The organism is Paenibacillus prosopidis, assembly GCF_003337375.1.
Lineage (GTDB): Bacteria > Bacillota > Bacilli > Paenibacillales > Paenibacillaceae > Pristimantibacillus > Pristimantibacillus prosopidis.
In genome coordinates, this window is sequence record NZ_QPJD01000007.1 from 337314 (window position 1) to 355145 (window position 17832).

General features: G+C 49.2%; 16 protein-coding genes and 1 tRNA gene. 3 read left to right on the forward strand and 14 right to left on the reverse strand.

Features of this window, described 5'->3' with window-relative positions; all coding sequences use genetic code 11:
• Positions 1-22 precede the first annotated feature (22 nt).
• A complete protein-coding gene (locus DFP97_RS13440) occupies positions 23-757 on the forward strand; it encodes a copper homeostasis protein CutC (protein WP_181873506.1) in 735 nt (244 codons plus the stop codon).
• 76 nt (positions 758-833) lie between these two features.
• Here the strand turns inward: DFP97_RS13440 and DFP97_RS13445 are convergent, their stop codons facing one another.
• The 9 genes from DFP97_RS13445 to DFP97_RS13490 form a co-directional block, all read right to left on the reverse strand.
• The gene (locus DFP97_RS13445; protein WP_028609190.1) at positions 834-1034 is read right to left on the reverse strand and encodes a cold-shock protein; all 201 of its coding nucleotides are present in this window, start codon (positions 1032-1034) and stop codon (positions 834-836) included.
• 259 nt (positions 1035-1293) lie between these two features.
• A complete protein-coding gene (gene rnr, locus DFP97_RS13455; RefSeq protein WP_114380651.1) occupies positions 1294-4095 on the reverse strand; it encodes a ribonuclease R in 2802 nt (933 codons plus the stop codon).
• A 173-nt stretch (positions 4096-4268) separates the two neighbouring features.
• Positions 4269-4505 (reverse strand): preprotein translocase subunit SecG, encoded by a 237-nt coding sequence (gene secG / locus DFP97_RS13460; protein WP_114380534.1) that lies wholly within the window; start codon positions 4503-4505, stop codon positions 4269-4271.
• A gap of 181 nt (positions 4506-4686) precedes the next feature.
• Positions 4687-5979, reverse strand: coding sequence for a phosphopyruvate hydratase (gene eno, locus DFP97_RS13465; RefSeq protein WP_114380536.1), 1293 nt, complete (start codon positions 5977-5979; stop codon positions 4687-4689).
• Between the two features lie 44 nt (positions 5980-6023).
• Entirely contained in the window at positions 6024-7562 is a 1539-nt protein-coding gene (gpmI, locus tag DFP97_RS13470; protein WP_114380538.1) for a 2,3-bisphosphoglycerate-independent phosphoglycerate mutase, read from the reverse strand.
• Between the two features lies 1 nt (position 7563).
• Complete coding sequence (tpiA, locus tag DFP97_RS13475) at positions 7564-8322, reverse strand: triose-phosphate isomerase (protein WP_114380540.1); 759 nt, start codon at positions 8320-8322, stop codon at positions 7564-7566.
• Positions 8323-8364: 42 nt separating this feature from the next.
• Entirely contained in the window at positions 8365-9549 is a 1185-nt protein-coding gene (locus tag DFP97_RS13480; protein WP_114380542.1) for a phosphoglycerate kinase, read from the reverse strand.
• Between the two features lie 198 nt (positions 9550-9747).
• Positions 9748-10752 carry a type I glyceraldehyde-3-phosphate dehydrogenase gene (gene gap / locus DFP97_RS13485; protein ID WP_114380544.1) on the reverse strand — a complete coding sequence of 335 codons (1005 nt, stop codon included), beginning with the start codon at positions 10750-10752 and terminating at the stop codon, positions 9748-9750.
• Between the two features lie 115 nt (positions 10753-10867).
• Positions 10868-11905 (reverse strand): sugar-binding transcriptional regulator, encoded by a 1038-nt coding sequence (locus DFP97_RS13490; RefSeq protein ID WP_114380546.1) that lies wholly within the window; start codon positions 11903-11905, stop codon positions 10868-10870.
• A 252-nt stretch (positions 11906-12157) separates the two neighbouring features.
• Between DFP97_RS13490 and DFP97_RS13495 the strand changes: the two genes are divergently transcribed.
• Both DFP97_RS13495 and clpP read left to right on the forward strand, forming a co-directional pair.
• Positions 12158-12232, forward strand: a tRNA-Arg gene (locus DFP97_RS13495).
• Between the two features lie 184 nt (positions 12233-12416).
• Positions 12417-13001, forward strand: coding sequence for an ATP-dependent Clp endopeptidase proteolytic subunit ClpP (gene clpP, locus DFP97_RS13500; RefSeq protein WP_181873510.1), 585 nt, complete (start codon positions 12417-12419; stop codon positions 12999-13001).
• A 368-nt stretch (positions 13002-13369) separates the two neighbouring features.
• Here the strand turns inward: clpP and DFP97_RS13505 are convergent, their stop codons facing one another.
• The 5 genes from DFP97_RS13505 to DFP97_RS13525 form a co-directional block, all read right to left on the reverse strand.
• Positions 13370-13639, reverse strand: a complete 270-nt coding sequence (locus tag DFP97_RS13505) for an HPr family phosphocarrier protein (protein WP_028609180.1) — start codon at positions 13637-13639, stop codon at positions 13370-13372.
• 205 nt (positions 13640-13844) lie between these two features.
• Positions 13845-14774 (reverse strand): DNA-binding protein WhiA, encoded by a 930-nt coding sequence (gene whiA / locus DFP97_RS13510; protein ID WP_114380550.1) that lies wholly within the window; start codon positions 14772-14774, stop codon positions 13845-13847.
• 6 nt (positions 14775-14780) lie between these two features.
• Positions 14781-15767, reverse strand: coding sequence for a gluconeogenesis factor YvcK family protein (locus tag DFP97_RS13515; protein ID WP_114380552.1), 987 nt, complete (start codon positions 15765-15767; stop codon positions 14781-14783).
• Positions 15768-15779: 12 nt separating this feature from the next.
• Positions 15780-16667 carry an RNase adapter RapZ gene (gene rapZ / locus DFP97_RS13520; RefSeq protein WP_114380554.1) on the reverse strand — a complete coding sequence of 296 codons (888 nt, stop codon included), beginning with the start codon at positions 16665-16667 and terminating at the stop codon, positions 15780-15782.
• Positions 16668-16742: 75 nt separating this feature from the next.
• Positions 16743-17693, reverse strand: a complete 951-nt coding sequence (locus tag DFP97_RS13525; RefSeq protein ID WP_114380556.1) for an ROK family glucokinase — start codon at positions 17691-17693, stop codon at positions 16743-16745.
• Positions 17694-17832 lie beyond the last annotated feature (139 nt).

The window sequence follows — 17832 nt, forward strand, 5'->3', positions numbered from 1 at the left end:
TCAAAGAAAAAGGAGAATGGTTATGCTGCTTGAAGTCATTGCTACCACTGCTGATGAAGCGGTTACAGCCGCTGTTCACGGCGCAGATCGAATTGAGCTAATCTCTGCTTTTGATCAAGGCGGTCTTACCCCTAACGAAACCATTACCGTTGCTGTACTTGAAGCTCTGAAACGATTAGAAACTGCAGATGATGTACGAGCTTCAAAAAAGGTACCCATACATGCTATGATGCGACCGCACAGTAAGTCCTTTGTTTACGATAAGGCAGATTTAAGCACGATGATCGCTCAAATCAAGCATATGCGTCAACTCGGCGTACATGCTTTCGTTCTAGGCACGCTGCTGCCTAATGGTACTATTGATGAAGAATCACTGCAGAGACTGTTAGAGGCTGCTGATGAACGTCCAGTCACGTTCCACCGGGCGTTCGATGAAGCGGCAGATCAAGAAGAAGCATTGCGCGTACTTCTTCGTTTTCCGCAAATTAAGTGGGTGCTGACTTCTGGTGGCAAGCGAAGCGTACTTGACGCCGTTGAACGTATTAGCCGTCTCATTGAGCTTAGCAATCCGTATGGCTTAACGATTATGGCCGGCAGCGGATTAACAGTCCCATCATTGCCGCAGTTCGTTCAAGCGACTGGCGTTCAAGCTGTTCACTTGGGGTCCGGGGTTCGAACCGGCGGAAGTATTAATGGTGAAATCGACGCGAAGCTTGTTAGGCAAGCACGTACATATCTTGATCAACCAGCAAGTTAAATTTTTTATTAATAAATAAAAAAAACCGCCCTTAACCTAAACGGTTAAGGGCGGTTTAATCAACGTTCGTAAGCTACTACAGCTTTACAACGTTTTCTGCTTGTGGTCCACGGTTGCCTTGAACAACGTTAAATTCAACGCGTTGTCCTTCTTCAAGAGTTTTGAAGCCTTCGCCAGTGATTGCGGAGAAGTGTACGAATACATCGTTGCCGCCTTCAACCTCGATGAAGCCAAAACCTTTTTCTGCGTTGAACCATTTTACTGTACCTTGTTGCATGTGTAAAAACCTCCAAAAAAATAATATTAATATGCGCCTGGTTTGTCTTTAAACAAAAAATTCACACATTGGAAAGGGTTTCATGACTATAATGACACCCTTTTCAATATGTGAATTCAGGTTCATATTATCTTGCCTTGAGTGTACTATACCCGGAATTAAAAAGCAAGCGACAAGCTTAAATATATTTTCCCAGTTCGTCCAAAACTCGGCGGCTCCTATACCCAATAAAAGCCAGAAACCGCCGACCAAGCCTAATTTACTTACGTTTTTTACGAACAAAAGCGGCTGTGGAATTGCCTCCGCTCTTCTTCTTGCGGCTTTTATTGCCTTCTCCGCCGCCATTGCCGACACCGCGCCGATTCCCGCCGCCGCCCCGAACCTCAGAGCCAGACCCATCGCTGCTGCGGATGGGCAGGCCCCACATATCCTTGCGCTGCCCGCTGCCGCCGCCGCGCTGCTGCTCACTGCCTTGGCCCGGCGGCACATCCGCCTCCAGCCACGGCGACCGCTCCGCCGGCGCGTTCCCGCTGCCGCCGTTCGCCCCTGCTCCAGCACCGGCGCTGCCTCTGCCGGCGCCACCCTGGCCGCGCCGCTTGCTTCCGCCGCCGGCGCTATCCGCTGCGCCGACGCGCCACGGATTCCCGCGCTCGCCAGCGCCTGCACCGCCGCGTCCCGCTCCACCACGCTGCGCCCCGCCGTTGCCGCCTCTTACGCTGCCGCCCTGTCCACCGCGTGCTCCGCCTTGGCCGCCGCCAGCTCCTCCGCGCCCTGCTACGCCACGCGGTGCTCCGCCAGCTCTCGCAGCCGTGCCTTTATCCGCACGGCTGCCAAATCCGCCGCGCTTATTACCGCCCCGTGCATCGCCGCCTAAGCCGCCGTCTGCTACGCCTCTATAGCCGCTCCGCTGCTTCATATCCACCATTTCAAAGTCGATCGTATGATCCGCCATGTTCACCCGGGCAACGCGGATTTTTACTTCATCGCCGATCCGGTACACCTTCGAGGTACGCTCGCCAATAAGGGCCATATGCAGCTCGTGGAAGTGGTAATAATCATCTGACATATCGCTCATACGGATTAAGCCTTCAACCGAGTTGTCGAGCTCAATAAACATACCGAAGCTCGTCACGCTGCTAATAATGCCTTCGAATTCTTCGCCGACCTTATCCAGCATGAATTCGCATTTTTTCAGCTGCTCCGTATCGCGCTCCGCATCCACCGCTACGCGCTCACGCTCCGATGAGTGCTGCGCGATTTCAGGCATGCGCGCCGTCAACGCTTCATGACGCGCATCCGTCAAATGTCCGCCGCCTTCAATCACCTCGCGGATTACGCGGTGAATAACCAGATCCGGATAACGCCGAATCGGCGAAGTAAAGTGCGAATAAAACTCGGCCGCCAGACCGAAGTGACCCAAGCTTTCCGAGTCATATTTCGCCTGCTTCATCGAACGAAGCATAACCGTCGAAATAACCGTCGCTTCCTTAGAGCCGCGAATTTCCTCCAGCAGCGTTTGCAGCGCGCGAGGGTGCACGGAATTGCCTTTACCCTTCACCACGTAGCCAAAATTCGACGCGAACTGAATAAAGTTCAATAGCTTCTCTTGATCCGGGTCCTCGTGAATCCGATACAAAAACGGAACGCGCAGCCAGTGGAAATGCTCAGCCACCGTCTCGTTCGCCACAAGCATAAATTCCTCGATAATTTGCTCCGCTATCGAACGTTCACGTTTCACGATGTCGATCGCTTTACCTGACTCATCGACTATGACCTTGGACTCTTGGAAGTCAAAATCAATAGCCCCGCGCTTCATTCGCTTCGAACGCAGACGCATGGCCAGCTGCTCCATCATCTCGAACATGCCGAGCAGATCCGCATACCGCTCTTTTAGCTCAGTCTGCGGTTCCTCTTCCGAAGCGGTCAAAAGCTTCCGCACATTCGAGTAAGTCATACGCTCTTTCGTACGGATTACACTTGTAAATACATCGTGGCGAACTCGCTTCAGCGTATTCGGGTCAAATTCCATTTCACATGAAAGCGTAAGCCGGTCAACCTGCGGATTAAGCGAGCATATCCCATTCGACAAACGGTGCGGCAGCATCGGAATTACGCGGTCTACTAAATAAACGCTGCAGCCGCGGCGGTATGCTTCCTGATCCAGCTCAGACATTTCCTTCACATAATAGCCTACGTCCGCAATATGAACGCCCAGCAAATAGTTGCCGTTTTCGAGCAGCTTCACATGCACCGCATCGTCTAAATCCTTCGCATCTTCACCGTCAATCGTTACGATGACCTCTCCACGCAGATCGCGGCGTCCCTGCTGAACGATCTCCTCTTCCGTTATCGAATCGGGAGCCGCTTCGGCCTCGGCCATCACTTCATCCGGGAAGCCCTCAGGCAGCTGATGCTTGCGAATAATCGACAAAATGTCGACACCGGGATCGTTCTTATGTCCTAAAATTTCGACAATTTCCCCTTCGGCCGCAGAACGTCCTTCAGGATACGACACGATTCGCACGACGACCTTTTGGCCTGAAACCGCCCCTTGATAACCGCCCTTTGCAATAAAAATATCCCGGTTTATCCGTTTATCATCAGGCACAACGAAAGCGTAAGCTTCGTGATCCTCGAACGTTCCGACAATTTGCGTAACGGCACGCTCGACGATACGGACGACCTCTCCTTCCATCCGTCCTCCGTGCTCGCTTCTCGATGTGATGCGCACGAGAATGATGTCGCCATTCATCGCGCTTTTCAAATCGTTAGCATGTAAATAAACATCCGGGTGACCCTTCTCATCGGGTATTAAAAAGCCAAAGCCCTTCGCATGCGCCTGCAGCTTGCCACGCAGCAAATTCATCCGCTCCGGTACTCCGTAGTGCTCATTAGGCGTTCGAATGATTTTGCCCTCATCCTCCAGCTTGTTGAGCGTTTTTAGAAATTGTTTGAACTCTTCCGCACCTTGGATGCCAAAATGCTTTTCCAGTTCTTGATAAGTCATCGGCTTATAAGCCGTTTCTCTCATAAAATCAAGCAGCTCCTGCTCGTTATTCATCATTATCGCATTTTCTCCTCATAAACCTGCTGCTGCAGCCTCTCATCGCTTGCAACAGGTTGATAGATTATCATATACCATGTAGTATACACGAAATGGAAGCCGAGCATCCGCGATTATGACGAAAATACAAAAAAAGCGAGGATTATCCTCGCTTTCCGCATGCGTATCGATTATTGTTTAACGAAATAAGAAACAACTAGCGCCAAAATGAAAAAGCCGATTGCCAAAACAACCGTCAGGCGCTGCAAGAACAAATCCAAACCGCGCGCTTTCTGTTTGCCGAACAAGTGCTCAGCGCCGCCCGTAATTGCTCCGGACAAACCTGCACTCTTACCTTTTTGCAATAATACGACAGCAATCAAGCCGACAGAAAATATAACGAGCACGATCTTCAAGAAGATTTCCATTTATTCCACCTCCAGCATAGGAGCTCCGTAAAAACACGTAAACCGATTGTACCATAGCTAGGCACGTATTTCAATAGGACAACCCTAGATCTCCATATTTTATAACCCTCAAGCTGCTGTCTTAAAAAGAAGGGTATGCCCCAATAGGGCATACCCTTCTCAAAAAAGCCGCAAACGCATCTTATTTGAAGCTTTTCAAGTTGTAGAACGCTTGTTTGCCGCCGTATTGAGCAGTCGAACCGAGCTGGTCTTCAATACGAAGCAATTGGTTGTATTTCGCGACGCGGTCCGTACGGGACGGTGCGCCTGTTTTGATTTGGCCAGCGTTTGTTGCTACAGCGATGTCAGCGATTGTGCTGTCTTCGCTCTCGCCGGAACGGTGAGAGATAACCGCTGTGTAACCAGCGCGTTTAGCCATTTCGATCGCGTCGAATGTTTCAGTCAACGTACCGATTTGGTTTACTTTAACGAGGATGGAGTTACCTACACCCTTCTCGATACCATCGGATAGACGCTCAGTGTTCGTTACGAACAGATCGTCACCAACGAGCTGTACTTTGCTTCCAAGCTTATCAGTAAGCAATTTCCAGCCATCCCAGTCGTCTTCAGAGCAGCCGTCTTCGATCGATACGATTGGGTATTTGTCAACCCATGATGCAAGCAGGTCAACGAACTCAGCAGATGTAAAGGATTTGCCTTCACCTGCAAGCACGTATTTGCCGTCTTTGAAGAACTCAGTCGAAGCAACGTCCATACCAAGGAATACGTCAACGCCTGGCTTGTAGCCTGCGCGCTCGATAGCGGAGATGATAGTTGTGATTGCTTCTTCGTTCGAACCAAGGTTAGGTGCGAAGCCGCCTTCGTCGCCTACAGCTGTGTTAAGGCCTTTGTCATGCAATACAGCTTTCAGGTTGTGGAAGATTTCAGCTCCGATACGAAGCGCTTCTTTGAAGTTTGCAGCGCCTACAGGTAGAACCATGAACTCTTGTACGTCGATGTTGTTGTCTGCGTGCTCACCGCCGTTGATGATGTTCATCATTGGAACTGGAAGCGTCTTAGCGTTGAATCCGCCAAGGTAAGTATAAAGAGGCACATCAAGCGCGTCAGCAGCTGCGCGTGCTACTGCCATCGATACTGCCAGGATCGCATTAGCGCCAAGCTTAGCTTTGTTAGGCGTACCGTCAAGCTCGATCATTTTACGGTCGATTGCTACTTGATCAAGAGCGTCCAAACCGATGATTTCAGGAGCGATTTCCGTGTTTACATTCTCAACAGCTTTCAGAACGCCTTTACCGAGGTAACGGGATTTGTCGCCGTCGCGAAGCTCTACAGCTTCGTATGCGCCTGTGGATGCACCGGATGGAACGATAGCGCGGCCTTTTCCGCCAGACTCAAGAGTAACCTCTACTTCTACAGTCGGATTCCCGCGGGAATCCAGCACTTCGCGTGCGTATACATCAACGATAATTGACATGAGAGAAAACACTCCTTTTTGGTTTTAAATTTGGTTGATTTTGTTTACTTGTTGATTAATGTAGCGCCTGTCATTTCTTTCGGCTTAGCCAGTTCCATCAAATCCAGGAACGTCGGCGCGATATCGGCAAGAATGCCGCCTTCGCGAAGCGTCTCGTCCGCTCTCGTTACGATAAGAGGGACCGGATTTGTCGTATGCGCGGTAAACGGACGGCCATTCTCATCGAATACCATATCCGCATTACCGTGGTCAGCCGTGATGATGCAAACGCCGCCTTTGGCAAGCACGGCTTCCACTACTTTACCAAGGCACTCATCCGTAGCTTCAACCGCCTTGATCGTTGGCTCCAGCATGCCGGAATGTCCCACCATATCAGGGTTCGCGAAGTTTAGAATGATCGCGTCATGCTTGTCTGATTCAATCTCGCGCACCGTAGATTCGGCCAGCTCGTAAGCGCTCATTTCCGGCTGCAGATCGTACGTTGCGACCTTAGGCGAATTAATGAGCACACGAGTTTCGCCAGGAAGCTCTGCATCGCGGCCGCCGCTGAAGAAAAACGTCACATGCGGATACTTCTCCGTCTCAGCTGTGCGCAATTGCTTTTTGTTGTTCTGTGCGAGCACTTCGCCAAGCGTATTATCAAGGTTCTTTGGTGAATACGCGACGAAACCGCCGACGGTTTCGCTGAATAGCGTCAAACAGACGAAATACAGGTTAACCGGATGATGCTCGCCGCGGTCAAAGCCGCGGAAGTCCTCGTTCGTGAACACCTGCGACAATTGAATCGCACGGTCAGGACGGAAGTTGAAGAAAATAACCGCGTCCTCAGTTTCAACGAGGCCTACCGGTTTGTTTTCTCCGTCTACGATAACCGTTGGCATAACGAATTCATCATAAACCGATTTCTCGTAGGATTCAACTACCGCTTGAACCGGATTCGTATATTTAGGACCTTCGCCGTATACCATAGCGCGATAGGACTTCTCTGTACGTTCCCAGCGTTTGTCGCGGTCCATCGCGTAGTAACGGCCTTGAACCGTCGCGATGCGACCAACGCCAACTTCCTCGATTTTTGCTTGCAGACGCTCTAAGTAGCCTTTCGCGCTGTCCGGGGACACATCGCGTCCGTCGAGAAAGGCGTGAATGTAAACTTCCTCAACCTCTTCCTTTTTCGCCAGCTCAAGCAAAGCGAACAAGTGCTCAATGTGGCTATGAACGCCGCCATCGGACAACAAGCCATACAGATGCAGCTTCTTGCTGTTAGCTTTCACATGACGGACAGCGCCGAGAATCGTCTCATTATCAAAAAATTCACCGTCACGAATCGACTTGCTGATTCGTGTCAAATCCTGATAAACGATCCGGCCTGCGCCGATGTTCAAATGACCAACCTCGGAGTTGCCCATTTGACCTTCAGGCAAACCAACCGCTTCTCCGGATGCCGTCAATGTTGTATGCGGGTATGTGGACCAGTAACGGTCATAGTTTGGTTTGTTTGCTTGGGCGACTGCGTTGCCCGTTACATCATCGCGCAAACCGAAGCCGTCAAGAATAATTAGTGCTACAGGTTTCGGAGCAGCCATCTTACTTGGCCCCCTCGACCAGTGCGATGTACGATGCAGGCTCTAAGCTCGCGCCTCCGACAAGTGCGCCGTCGATATCTGCTTGACCCATATATTCAGCCACATTGTTAGGTTTTACGCTGCCGCCGTATTGAATGCGAACGGCTTCGGCGGTTGCTTGGTCATAAAGACCGGCAACGACGCCACGGATGTAGCCGATAACATCTTGCGCATCTTCGGAAGTTGACGATTTGCCTGTTCCGATTGCCCAGATTGGCTCGTATGCAATAACGACTTCAGCTGCTTGCGCTGCCGAGAGACCTTGGAAAGCCGCTTCCGTTTGCACTCTGCATATGTCCTTCGTTTGTCCTGCTTCGCGCTCTTCCAGCTTCTCGCCTACGCATACGATAGGCAGAAGGCCATTCTTGAACGCAGCATGAACCTTCTTATTCACGATCTCATCCGACTCCGCGAAGTAAGCGCGACGCTCGGAGTGTCCGATAATCACGTATTTTACGCCAAGGTCCTTCAGCATAACGCCGCTGATTTCACCAGTGAACGCGCCGTTATCTTCAAAATGGACGTTTTGCGCGCCGATGGCAATCGACGTACCTTTTGCAGCCTCAACAAGCGCGGGAAGAGTTGTGTATGGTGCGCAGATAACACTCTCTACGCCTGCAACCTCAGCTTTTCCTTTGATTTCGGAGAAAAAGGTTACCGCTTCGGAAACGGTTTTGAACATTTTCCAGTTACCAGCAATAATCGGTGTTCTTTTGCTCATGCGTATTCCCTCCTAAAATTCATAAGATCTTTTGGCAATCTATTATTTATCGTTAAGTGCAACAACGCCTGGAAGCACTTTGCCTTCCATGAACTCCAGGGAAGCGCCGCCGCCAGTCGAGATAAAGTCCATTTGATCAGCCAAGCCGAATTTCTCAGCTGCTGCAGCCGAATCGCCGCCGCCGATTACCGTGTAGCCGGAAGTCTCTGCGCATGCCTGCGCAACAGCTATTGTACCATGCGAGAAAGGCTCGATTTCAAATACGCCCATCGGTCCGTTCCATACGACCAGCTTGGAGCTTTTGATAACGTCAGCATAAAGTTCACGCGTTTTCGGTCCGATGTCGATGCCTTCCCATTCAGCAGGAATGCTGTCAACGTCAACGATTTGCGTGTTTGCATTTGCGCTGAAGTCATCTGTTACAACTATATCAACCGGGATCAAGAATTTTTTGCCCAGCTTTTCAGCTTTCTCGATGAATTCAAGCGCCAAATCAAGCTTGCTGTTATCAACGAGCGATTTGCCGATTTCATGGCCTTGAGCTTTGAAGAATGTATACGACAACCCGCCGCCGATAATAACGTTGTCGGCAATTTCAAGCATTTTGTCGATAACCGCGATTTTGTCTTTTACTTTGGAGCCGCCAACGATAGCCGTGAAAGGACGCTCAGGGTTGTTTAGTGCTTTGCCTAATACTTCAAGCTCTCTCTCCATTAATAGGCCAGATACAGCCGGCAGCAAGTGCGCAATGCCTTCAGTCGAAGCGTGTGCGCGGTGAGCAGCGCCGAACGCGTCGTTTACGAACAGATCAGCTAGCTTAGCGAAAGCTTTAGCGAGCTCCGGATCGTTTTTCTCTTCGCCTTCATAGAAACGTACGTTTTCAAGCAACAGCACATCGCCGTTGTTCAAAGCCGCTACCTGCGCTTCTACCGCTTCGCCGATCGCTTCGTTCGCTTTTGTTACCTGCTTGCCAAGAAGCTCGGATAGACGCACTGCGGAAGCCGTGTGACGAAGCTCTTCTACCACTTGACCGTTCGGACGGCCAAGGTGGCTCGCTAGAATAACTTTTGCACCTTTTTCGATCAGGAAGTTGATTGTCGGAAGCGTTTCGCGGATCCGTTTGTCATCCGTAATTTTACCGTTCTCAAGCGGCACGTTGAAATCAACGCGGACAAATACCCGTTTACCAGCTAATTCTGCTACATCACGTACACTTTTCTTATTCATCGATGAAAACCTCCCGGAATTTTGTTATGGAAAGGTCTAATAAATAGGCCCAAGTAACCTCACTAGTCTTCTTATCCGCAAAAAAAAGAAGGTCGTTCCTCAAAGAAGGAACGACCTCCTGGTCAACAGCCTCTAACGGGCCGCAAACCAAGGACCTTAGCTCCGCACGCAGAGCCGCGGACTGTCCGCCTTCTTTGCTTACAGACCTTTGCTTGCGATGTAAGCAGCAAGATCAACTACGCGGTTCGAGTAGCCCCACTCGTTGTCGTACCAGGAAATAACTTTAACCATGTTGCCTTCAACAACCATAGTCGATAGACCGTCGATTGTGGAAGAAGCAGGGTCACTATTGTAGTCGCTCGATACAAGCGGCAATTCATTGTAGTTCAAGATGCCTTTCAAAGGACCTTCGGAAGCTTGTTTGAATGCAGCGTTAACTTCTTCAACCGTAACGTCAACTTTCAGCTCAGCAACCAGGTCTGTTACGGAAACGTTTGGTGTAGGTACGCGCATAGCCATACCGTTCAATTTGCCTTTAAGCTCAGGCAATACAAGGGAAACAGCTTTCGCAGCGCCTGTCGACGAAGGAATAATGTTTTCTGCAGCAGCGCGAGCACGGCGCAGGTCTTTATGTGGAACGTCAAGAACGGATTGATCGTTTGTGTACGAGTGAGTAGTTGTCATCATACCTTTAACGATTCCGAATTTGTCGTTCAATACTTTTGCAAAAGGAGCAAGGCAGTTCGTTGTGCAAGAAGCGTTGGAAATAATGGTATGTGCCGCAGGGTCGTATTTATCTTCGTTTACGCCGATAACGATAGTGATATCTTCGTTCGTTGCAGGAGCAGAGATGATAACTTTTTTAGCGCCGCCTTTTAAGTGAAGCTCAGCTTTTTCCTTAGCTGTAAAAATACCAGTCGATTCAACTACGATTTCTACGCCAACGGATCCCCAAGGAAGATCTGCAGGGTTGCGCTCTGCGAAAACTTTGATTTCGCGTCCGTTAACGATCAACGCGCCTTCTTTTGCTTCAACAGTAGCGTCAAGCTGACCGTGAGTTGTATCGTATTTCAAAAGATGTGCCAGAGTGTTCGTGTCTGTCAAATCGTTTACTGCCACGATTTCTACGTTAGGGTTACCCAGTGCTGCGCGGAATACGTTACGGCCGATGCGACCAAAACCATTAATACCAACTTTAACCATTTGTTGTTTCCTCCTAAGCGTTTTTAAAAGATTAATATATATATTTCAAGATGTTTTGCATGTACGGCCTGCGCCTTCAGCAAATCATCATGATTCCTCATTCCAATTAAGCAGTCTATTGCTTCTCCTGCTCGATCAACGCTGCAATCTCCAATGCTGCCGCCTCGTCTGTGACCAATACGTCATTGTGTCCAAAGCGCATAATCGCCGCTATCGCTTCGCCTTTGCTTTTGCCGCCGGCAACGCCGATGACAACTTCAGTTTTAACAATATCCTCGAGTCGTAACCCCACCGTTTGCATTTTGTGCACGACAGCGCCGTTACGGTCAAAATAAAACCCGAACGACTCCGCTAACGCACCTTCTGCTTCCATCGCGTCTATAACCTCGCGGTCCAGCCGCCTGCGTCTAGCCATTACGATAGCGTCCCCGATTCCATGGACAACGATGCGGGCGCTGCGAATGACTTCGACAATTTCCCGAATGTTAGGCTCTTGCATAATAGAGGCAAAAGCTTCCTCACCCAGATGATCAGGTACGTGTAAAAGCCGGTATTGCGCTCCCGTTCGCTTTGCCATTTGAGAAGCAATCGTGTTAGCCTGATAATCCAAGCTTTCCCCTAGTCCGCCTCTTGCCGGCACGAACCAGTTCGTCTTCATCGGCGTGTTCGTAACCAGTTGACTCGACACCTGCGCGATTGTAGTTCCGCCTGTTACCGCAACAACATCGTTAGGCTGCATGACTTTGGTCAGCACCTGGCATCCCGCACGGCCCAGCTCTCGCTTCGTTTGCATTGATGTTTCGGAGTCACCAGCTACAACAACGACCTGCGACAGGCCAAAATGGCTGCGTATCTTTTCTTCCAGCTCGAGCAGTCCGAACATCGTCTTGTAGAAAGGTTCAAGCTGTTCCAATAAAAGCTTGCCTGAATCGCTAATCCGCATGCCTCCCGAATGAATCTCAAGCAGACCCTGCGTTTTCAAAAAATCGGTCTCCGCCCGGAGCATGCGCTCCGTCATCGATAATGCCGACGCCAATGTCCGACGACCGATCATATCCGACAGCATCACCTGATGCAGGATCGAATACCTTTTCTTCATGACGTCGAGCAGATCCGGCACAAGCTGCTGCTGCAGTTCAACGATCTGACGCATCTCTTATCCTTCACTCCATCGGCCTCTAGCGTATTCGGTTCATTCATGACCTTTGGACCATGACCATTGGACAGTTTATGTCCCGCGGTATCGTTTCAAGTCCCACCTTTAGTTTATCGGAAATAAACAATTGAAGCAATAGTCGTTTTTTGATTGAAAACGGTTTCTGACACATTTTTCACAAATTTAATTTTTGCGCACCCCTTGCTTTCAATCTCGTAATATTATATAATAACTTTTGCTACTGTTTTTGCGCCCGTGGTCCAATGGATATGACGTAGGCCTCCGGAGCCTGAGATCTAGGTTCGATTCCTAGCGGGCGCGCCATAATTTTCATACAACTTCTATAATGGTACATACAAACCGTTCCTATACGCAGGGACGGTTTTTTTAATTTTTTTACCCAATCGGCAGATTTGTTTGACTATCTTTGACTTTTGACTTTTCATCCGTTATTATGAAATTACGATTTAACCAATCATTGATCTTGAGGAGGGGGCTTACGTTGGATATGAATTTCGTTCCTATGGTTATTGAGCAAAACAATCGAGGTGAGCGTGCCTATGACATTTACTCTCGCCTATTGAAAGATCGCATTATTTTTCTCGGTTCAGGCGTAAATGACGTGGTGGCCAACTCCATCATTGCTCAAATGCTATTCCTTGCTGCCGATGATCCGGAGAAGGACATTTCTCTCTACATTAACAGCCCAGGCGGTTCAATCACAGCTGGTATGGCTATCTACGATACAATGCAATATATTAAACCGGACGTGTCGACGATTTGCGTAGGCATGGCTGCTTCCATGGGTGCCTTCCTGCTGACTGCAGGTGCTAAAGGCAAACGTTACGCGCTTCCAAATAGTGAAGTCATGATTCACCAGCCGCTTGGCGGTGCTGAAGGTCAAGCGAGCGACATCGAAATTCGCGCGCGCCGCATCCTTAAGATGCGCGATAAGCTTAACGGTATTTTGGCAGACCGCAGCGGTCAGCCGCTTAGCCGCATCGAGAAGGATACCGATCGCGATTATTTCATGAGCGCGGAAGAAGCGAAAGAATACGGTCTCGTAGATAAAGTCATTGAGAAAATCGGCTAACAGCCATTTTAAAAACAGCAGGTCGGAGGCAGCTCCTGACCTGCTGTTTTTGTTTAAAGTCTAATTTAGCCGCATTAAGGTGCATTTCTGCACCTCATCAAGAGCTTTAGCTTGGTTCAGCGACATTAAGGTGTACTTCTGCACTTCATCAAGAGCTTTAGCCTGATTTGGCCAAATTTATGGTGTATTTTTGCATTTCCTAAACTCGCTGACTACTCTCAACATGTAACCGGTGTAAGCCCAAACATCTCTACACACCATAGCACCCTCGGGCGACCCTACCTTTTCCCACAACGCAAAAAAAAGAGCTGCCGCCGCAAGTTCGTAAAGAACCTGCGTGACTTCTCCCCTTCTTCATTCTTAACGTTTTATTGGTTTTCCAACTCTTCTTTGCTGACCAAAGCGACTAAAGCGTTTACAGCCTGCTCTGCATCCGAACCCTCTGCACTAATCGATACTTCAGTGCCGGAACTGATTGCCAAGCTCATAATTCCCATAATGGATTTGGCATTCACTTTCTTGTCGTCTTTCTCAACAAATACTTCGGAGGAAAATTTGTTCGCTTCTTGTACGAATAATGCTGCAGGTCTTGCATGAAGCCCCGTCTTAAGGCGAACGACAACCGGAAGCCTTGTCATGGAAACCATACCCCCTATATTATACTCAATCATTAGCATGCAGCACTAGCGTAAACGGCAGTTGCCGACTTTCTGGCTGCAAAAGCTCGTTTCGCGGTGAAAGATAAGCATGGTATAAGCTTCAACCTTATACTTCTTATCTTATTAAATAAAGCCATTTTGCATTATTATAACATTATACCAGCTGATACACTAGGATAAAAGGTCAGACGCCGCGGATTTTTTCCGCAAGTTCGTCGATTTTGCGCAAACGGTGGTTAACACCCGATTTGCTGACCTTCCCTTTGAGCATTTCGCCGACTTCCGTCAGATTCATATCAGGATGCTGCAGCCTAATTTCTGCTACTTCCCTTAATTTATCCGGCAAGCTCTCGAGCCCGACTTCTCTCTGCAGCAGCTTAATGTTTTCAATCTGACGAACGGCGGCCCCGATCGTTTTATTCAGGTTAGCCGTTTCGCAATTAACGATTCGGTTAACGGAATTGCGCATATCGCGCATAATCCGAACATCCTCAAACTTAAACAGTGCTTGATGCGCGCCTACGATATTCAAGAGCTCGATAATTTTCTCGCCCTCTTTGATATAGAAGATAAAGCCCTTTTTCCGTTCAATGCACCTTGCATTTAAGTCAAATTTATTCGCCAGGTCTACAAGCGCCTCGCAATGCTCTTGGTACATCGACGATATCTCCAAATGATACGATGAGCCCTCGGGATTGTTGACGGATCCTCCTGCCAGAAAGGCGCCGCGCAAATACGAGCGCTTGCAGCAGGGCTTGCGAATAATTTCCTTGTCGATTCCAAGGTTGAACATAAACCCTTCGGATACAATTTTGAGCTCGCTCAAAATTTCCTGAACCCCCGCCGGGATTCGGACGATATATACATTATTTTTTTTGAGCCTCATCTTTTTACGGACGAGCAGCTCGACGTGCACTTCATAATGTTTTTTGAGCAGGGAATAAATTCTTCTGGCAATCGCGGCATTTTCCGTTGAGATGTCCAAAACGACTTTGCGGCTGGATACGCTGACTGAACCGTTCATCCGTATGAGTGCTGACAACTCCGCTCTCTCACAACAGCTATCCGCTTCGATTAATGTCAGTTCCTTCTTCGTTTGCGCCGCAAAAGACATCGTTGATCACCTCTTTCGTAACATCCAGTTCTCTACCAGTTTATATATATGATGACTTAAACGTTCTGCATCATGCCGCAAAAAAGTACGGAACAGTACAAGACGGTCTGCTATAACCTCATAACCTTTGCGCGTCACTTCATCCAAATCGAGATGAACCGCCTTCGCACCCATTTCAGCATATTTGCTTTCAATTTGCGGTGGTATTTCCCCGTCATTTACAATAACATAATCGAACAGGTGATTGCCAATATGAGCATGTATCGCATCCAAATGATCACCAACTGAATAATTATCCGTTTCGCCCGGCTGCGTCATAACGTTACAAACAAACAGCTTCACCGCTTCAGACTCCACGATTGCGCTTGCAAGCTTAGGCACTAATAAATTTGGAATAATACTCGTGTATAAGCTGCCTGGACCGATCAGAATCGCATCCGCCTGCTCAATCGCTTCAACCGCTTCCTGCAGCGGCTCCACGTCAGCCGGCTCCAGAAACACACGTTTGATCGCTTGGCCAGCCTTCGGAATCATCGATTCACCCGTTACAATGGAGCCGTCCGCCATTTCTGCCTTCAGCACAATTGCCCGGCCCGCTGCAGGGAGAACGCGTCCCCGCACGGCCAATACACGGCTTAACTCGCGAATGCCGGTAACGAAGTCGCCGGAGATATCCGTCATTGCCGCCAGCATTAAGTTGCCCAGGCTGTGTCCGGCAAGGCCCGGTACACTCTTAAAACGATACTGCAGCACCTCTGTGAGCAGAGGCTCCGCATCCGCGAGTGCCATCAGGACGTTGCGAATATCGCCTGGCGGCGGAATTTGCAGCTCATTCCGAAGGATGCCGGAGCTCCCTCCATCATCAGCGACCGTTACAATGGCCGTAATATCGAGCGGCTTTTCCTTTAGTCCGCGCAGCATGACAGAGAGGCCCGTACCTCCGCCGATGACGACGATTTTCGGGCGCCTCATAATTTTGTGTCTATTCTGCATTCTCTCACCCCGTCAATGCTTGTCACGTTCGGCATCGCGATGGCTGATACGTACACGTTCCGTATCGCTGCTTCCGAGCATGCGGCCCAAATATTCGGCAATGGCAACGGAGCGATGCTTCCCGCCCGTACATCCAATACCGATGACAACCTGGCTTTTCCCTTCCTTGCGATAAAGCGGAATAAGGAACTGCAGCATGTCAAGCAGCTTAGTTAGAAATTGTTGCGTCTCGGGCCATTTCATTACATAATCGTAAACATCGGGATTTTGACCGGTATTGGGGCGCAAATGTTCGACATAATGCGGGTTAGGCAAAAAGCGTACATCATAGATGAGATCGGCATCAATTGGAATTCCGTACTTGAAGCCGAACGAGGTTACGTTCACGGAGAGGCTGTTTTGCTCCAGATTCGTAAATCTCGAGATAATTCGCTCCTTTAAATGAACCGGCTTCAAAATACTCGTATCAATGACCTGAGACGCCGAGCCCTTCAAATCCTCGAGCAGACGGCGTTCATTACGAATACCTTCGAGCGGCATTCCCTCAGGGGCAAGCGGATGACGACGGCGGCTCTCCTTATAGCGCTGCACAAGCACCTCGTCGGTAGCATCCAGAAACAATATTTCACAGCTAATGGTGAAATGTTCTTTAATGTAGGTTAATGATTCCGACAACGCAGTAAAAAATTCCCGGCCTCTTAAATCGATCACAAGCGCCACTTTCCCGATTTTACCGTTGGACTGCTCAATTAGCTCTGCAAATTTAGGTATAAGTACCGGAGGTAAATTGTCTACACAGAAGAAACCGAGATCCTCCAGGCTTTGAACAGCAATTGTTTTGCCTGCGCCCGACATCCCGGTTATAATGACAAGCTTCGCCATTGTTGCTGCCGTTTCCATGATTAACTCCTCCTAGCGTAAACGGCTATCGCCGTCATCTGACGGCATAGAATTCCGTTTCGCAAACCTACTTTCTTATCCTCTTAAAATGAGACCTGCCGCACCGACTACACCTGCGTCATTGCCGAGAGTTGCTGCAACGATTTTAACGTTTTCTTTTGCTTGGTCCTGTGTATATTTCTCGAATACTTCCCGAATTTGATCGAATAAGAAATCGCCGGCCTTCGATACTCCGCCGCCAATGATGAAATATTGAGGATTAAGCACGATTGCAATCATGGCCATCGACTTGCCTAAATAGAACGCAGCTCGATTCACGATTCGTGTCGCAACTTCATCCCCTGCTTTTGCCGCATCAAGGACATCCTTCGCCATAATATTTTCTACTTGCGAAAGTGAAGTACGGTCACCGCGTTCCACGGCGTCCTTCGCCATACGGATAATGCCGGTCGCCGAAGAGACCGTTTCCAAGCAGCCCATTTTGCCGCAGCCGCATTGAATTGCTTCAAGGTCAGGCACAATCGACATATGCCCTAGCTCGCCCGCCATTCCTGCGTAGCCCTCCACGATTTTGCCATCTATAATAATACCGCCGCCAACTCCGGTTCCGAGCGTGTAGCATACGCAATGAGCAATGCCTCTGCCCGCTCCGCCCCAAGCTTCGCCCAGTGCAGCAACGTTAGCGTCATTGTTGACCTTAACCGTCTTGTTGAGCTCCTGCTCTAAGTACGCTTTCAAGTTAACGTTCTCAATTTTCAAGTTCGGCGCGAATTTTACGATCCCGTTCGGAATGTCCAGAAATCCGGCAATACCAACGCCGACACCGTCAACCTGCTCCCATTCATAGTCGGATTCCACTACGATTTGCTGTGCATATTTTGCAATATTTTGAAGGATAGTGTCCGTTCCTTTACTCGCCTCCGTCGGCCCTTCGTACGTATGGAGCAATTGTCCATCCGGATTACAAATACCTACCTTAATAGCAGTTCCGCCGACATCGACTCCAACGTAAATCTTTTCAGACATCACTAGTCCACCTCATCAATATGTTAATCTTCTCTGTAACACTATAAGCTTTCCTTCGCCCTGCGGTCAAGACTGCGAAATACTGGAAAAATCAAGCGTTCCCGGCTATTGAAAAGGCTATACCTTCAAGCATATCGCC